We start from the raw sequence: 3371 nt of genomic DNA, 5'->3' as shown, positions 1-3371 counted from the left end.
CGCCCCGGCGGTGGACGAGGCCGCGAGCCCCGCCGTCCCGGTTCCGCCCCCGATGGCCCTGTCGGCCAGGATCAGCGGGATGCCGGTGAGCACGATGACCGCCAGCGCGAGGACGATCCCGAGCCCGGCAAGGGGCGAGAGCAGGTTGTTGAGATCCACCGTGTTGCCGAGCGCGAAGGCGAAGAACGGGATCATCAGCTGGCCGCCCGGGGCGAACAGGGCGCGCAGCTTCGGATCGAGGTTGCCGAGCAGGAAGCCGACCAGGAACGGCAGCACTGCGCCGGCGAAGATCTGCGGCTCGAAATGGGCCGCCCCGGAGGCGCCCAGGATGATCATGCTCATCAGCGGGCCGGACTCGATCGAGGTCAGGATGAACGCGCCCGCCTCCTCCCGGCTGCCGTAGGTCTGCATCAGGGAGGCGTAGAGGCCGCCATTGGTCATATCCATCGCGCAGACGATCGCGAGGATCGACAGCCCCGCGAAGAAGCCGGTCTGGATGCCCTCGGGCGGGATGAACAGCGCGGCGACCAGCACGATCGCCCAGGCCGACAGCAGCTTGGTCAGCACCAGGGTGCCGGACTTGCGCAGGACGGTGCCGGTCGCCTTCAGGCTGACCGACGCGCCCATGCAGAAGAACCAGACCGCCAGGATCGGGATCACCCCGGTCATGATCCCTTGCGTGAAGCCCTTGAAATAGGCCGGCGCTCCCGGCGCGAACGTCTTGCACAGGGCGCCCAGCAGGAGCGGGACCAGCATGAGGCCGCCGGGAATCCTGTCGATCGCCGCCTTGATCTGCATGGCGCGTCCCTCCGGTCGATTCGTCGACGCGCCGGACCCGGGCGGATCCGCGGCGTCGCGCCGGCCCACGCCTCTGTCGGGCGCCTTGTCGAACCGGTTCCACATCCTGTTGTCGCCCCCGGGGGCCGTCAAGCGGCGACCCGGGCCGAGGCCGCGACACCGGGCGCGGAACGTCGCGGGCCGGGCGCCGTTGGGCTGGTTCACCGACAGGAGACGATGATGGCGACGAAGGTATCGGCCCACGGCGCGGCCGCTGGACCGCACGGCGAGATCACCCTGGCCCGGGGCGAGCGGCTCGGCATGCGCATGTGGCGGGCCGAGGAGCCGAACGCCGACAAGCCGATGACGTCCTCGCCCCACGAGACCGTGGGCTACGTCATCAGCGGCCGGGCCGAGTTGGTCGTCGGCGGCGAGACGGTCGCGCTCGCGCCGGGGGATTCCTACTGCGTGCCGGCCGGCGCCGAGCACACCTACCGGATCCTCGAGACCTTCACGTCGGTCGAGGCGACGGCGCCGCCGGCGAAGTGAGGGCGATCGCATAAGGGCGGGCCCGGATCCCGTGGCTTGTTCCACGGATCCAAGATCACGGATGCATGCGGGCTGAGCCCGCGTGCTGTATACTTACGGAATGAGCCATGCGCTTGCTCCGGACCGTCTGTCGCCCTCGCTCGCTGCGATCGTCGCGCGTCTGCGTAGGGTCGCACCCGTCGAGCGCGTGATCCTGTTCGGCAGCCGTGCCCGGGGAGACCACGACGACCACAGTGACTGGGACCTGTGTGTTCTGCTGGACGACGATATTCCGTCAGGCCGCTATACGCCGGCGTCCCTGTGGGCGGCCGTTCGCGATCTTGGCACGTCGATCCAGCTAGTCCCGATGCGCAGAAGCGTCTTCGAGGCCCGCCGTCTCGACATCAACGCACTCGCGCATGACGTCGCCGAGGAGGGGATCGTCCTCTACGACAAGGCGGCGGAGGCCCCGCTTTGAGCGCGTCGGATCCCGGCGCGTGGGTTCGGAAGGCGCGACAGGACACGCGATCCGCGCGCCGGCTGCTCCTCGATCCGCCGGAACTGGAGGACGCCGCCTTCCACGTGCATCAGGCCGTCGAGAAGGCTGCGAAGGCGATCCTCGTGGCGGAGGGCATCCGGTATCCGCGCGGCCGGGGAGCCGGACATGATCTCGATGCGCTCACCGCGCTCATTCCGAGCACCAGTCCTCTCCTCGTACAGGCCCGGCAACTGGCGGGATTGACGCCTTGGGCCACCGCTTTCCGTTACCCGGCGGAGGATCCGCACACCGCCGAGCCCATGCCGTCGAAGGAAGACCTCGAACGTCATCTCGACATGGCGGAGGCGTTCGTGGAAGCGGTGGCACGCCACGCCAGTGAGGTGTCCTGATCACACCGATGTGCTGGCCCTCACCGGGTCATGTAGACCTGCGCGCCGACATCGACCCGGGCGTAGAGATCGACCACATCCTGGTTGTACATCCGGATGCAGCCATAGGATGCGTAGGTGCCGACCGAGTTCGGCCGGTTGGTGCCGTGGATCGCGTATTCGCCCCCGGCCAGCGTCATCGCGGCCGCGCCCATCGGGTTGCTGGGTGAGCCGCCCGCGATGACGTTCGGCAGCCGGGGGTTGTCGCGCTTGACCTCGGCCGGCGGCGACCAGGCCGGGGCGACGTACTTGCCGTCGATCGCGGCCGTGCCGAACCATTGCTTGCCGGGCTTGCCCACCGCCACGGGATAGCGGATCGCGGTGCCGTCGCCGTTCACCAGATAGAGCTTGCGCTGGGACACGCTGATCACCACCGAGCCCGGCGCGACGCCGTTCTGGAACGGCACCAGCTCCCGCGCCTGGGCCGTCCCGAAGCAACCCGCCAGCAGCGCGCCGGCCAAACCGAATAAAGCCGCCACCCGACCCGACATCCTGGACTTCCTCGACAAGCGTGAGCGTATGCCGGCCAGTAATCCACGGCCGCGCTTGCCGTTCCCTTGAAAGCTATGGTTGACGCTCTGCTTCTCCCGGGAAGTCTTGGGGAGGGTAAAGAAGTAGCCTCAATCCTGAGGTCGGACGGCTCAGCGCTCGAACAACTCGGTGCCGCGGGGGTCTTCCGCCTGCCAGCCGTGGCGCTCCAGTTCCGGGTCGCGATGCTCCTCGACCGGATGGCCGACGCACAGATAGGCGACGAGCCGCCAGGTCTCCGGCACAGCCAGGATCCCGGTGACGCGGGCCGGCTCCAGGATCGAGACCCAGCCGACCCCGAGTCCGCGCGCCCGCGCCGCCAGCCAGAAGCACTGCACCGCCCCGACCACCGAATAGGCCAGGGTCTCCGGCATGCTGGCTCGGCCGAGGCCGAGGCCGGTCTCGGTGGCGTCGTCGCAGAACACCGCGAGGTGCTCTGGCGCCTCGTTGAGGCCGGCGAGCTTCAGCGCCCGGTAGCGGGCGGCGCGTGCCGCGTCGTAGCCCTCGGCTGCGGCCGCGTTGCAGCGGGAGAAGTCGTTCGCCACGGCGGCGCGCCGGGTCGGGTCGGAGACGCGCACGAACCGCCAGGGCCGGCTGTTCCCCACCGACGG

At 69.6% G+C, this 3371-nt stretch carries 6 protein-coding genes; 3 read left to right on the top strand and 3 right to left on the bottom strand.

The genetic code is table 11. The features are described 5' to 3' along the window. Positions 1 to 798, bottom strand: a 798-nt coding sequence (locus FV228_RS24130) for a 2-keto-3-deoxygluconate permease (protein ID WP_147856880.1), incomplete at its 3' end; no start/stop codon positions are given. Positions 799 to 1017: 219 nt separating this feature from the next. Between FV228_RS24130 and FV228_RS24125 the strand changes: the two genes are divergently transcribed. From FV228_RS24125 to FV228_RS24115, 3 genes are all read left to right on the top strand, one after another. Then, positions 1018 to 1326, top strand: coding sequence for a cupin domain-containing protein (locus FV228_RS24125; protein WP_147856879.1), 309 nt, complete (start codon positions 1018 to 1020; stop codon positions 1324 to 1326). Between the two features lie 82 nt (positions 1327 to 1408). Further along, on the top strand, positions 1409 to 1783 hold the full coding sequence (locus FV228_RS24120; RefSeq protein WP_246694018.1) for a nucleotidyltransferase domain-containing protein: 375 nt from the start codon (positions 1409 to 1411) through the stop codon (positions 1781 to 1783). Next, positions 1780 to 2193 (top strand): HEPN domain-containing protein, encoded by a 414-nt coding sequence (locus FV228_RS24115; protein WP_147856878.1) that lies wholly within the window; start codon positions 1780 to 1782, stop codon positions 2191 to 2193. Before FV228_RS24120 ends, FV228_RS24115 begins: the two co-directional genes overlap by 4 nt. A gap of 20 nt (positions 2194 to 2213) precedes the next feature. Here the strand turns inward: FV228_RS24115 and FV228_RS24110 are convergent, their stop codons facing one another. Both FV228_RS24110 and bluB read right to left on the bottom strand, forming a co-directional pair. Beyond that, positions 2214 to 2723 (bottom strand): L,D-transpeptidase, encoded by a 510-nt coding sequence (locus FV228_RS24110; protein WP_147856877.1) that lies wholly within the window; start codon positions 2721 to 2723, stop codon positions 2214 to 2216. A gap of 150 nt (positions 2724 to 2873) precedes the next feature. Continuing rightward, positions 2874 to 3371 (bottom strand): 5,6-dimethylbenzimidazole synthase (bluB, locus tag FV228_RS24105; protein WP_147856876.1); only part of this gene is annotated, 498 nt, incomplete at its 5' end.

The sequence above is a fragment of the Methylobacterium sp. WL18 genome (assembly GCF_008040015.1).
GTDB classification, from domain to species: domain Bacteria; phylum Pseudomonadota; class Alphaproteobacteria; order Rhizobiales; family Beijerinckiaceae; genus Methylobacterium; species Methylobacterium mesophilicum.
This window is presented reverse-complemented; position numbering and strand designations above follow the sequence as displayed.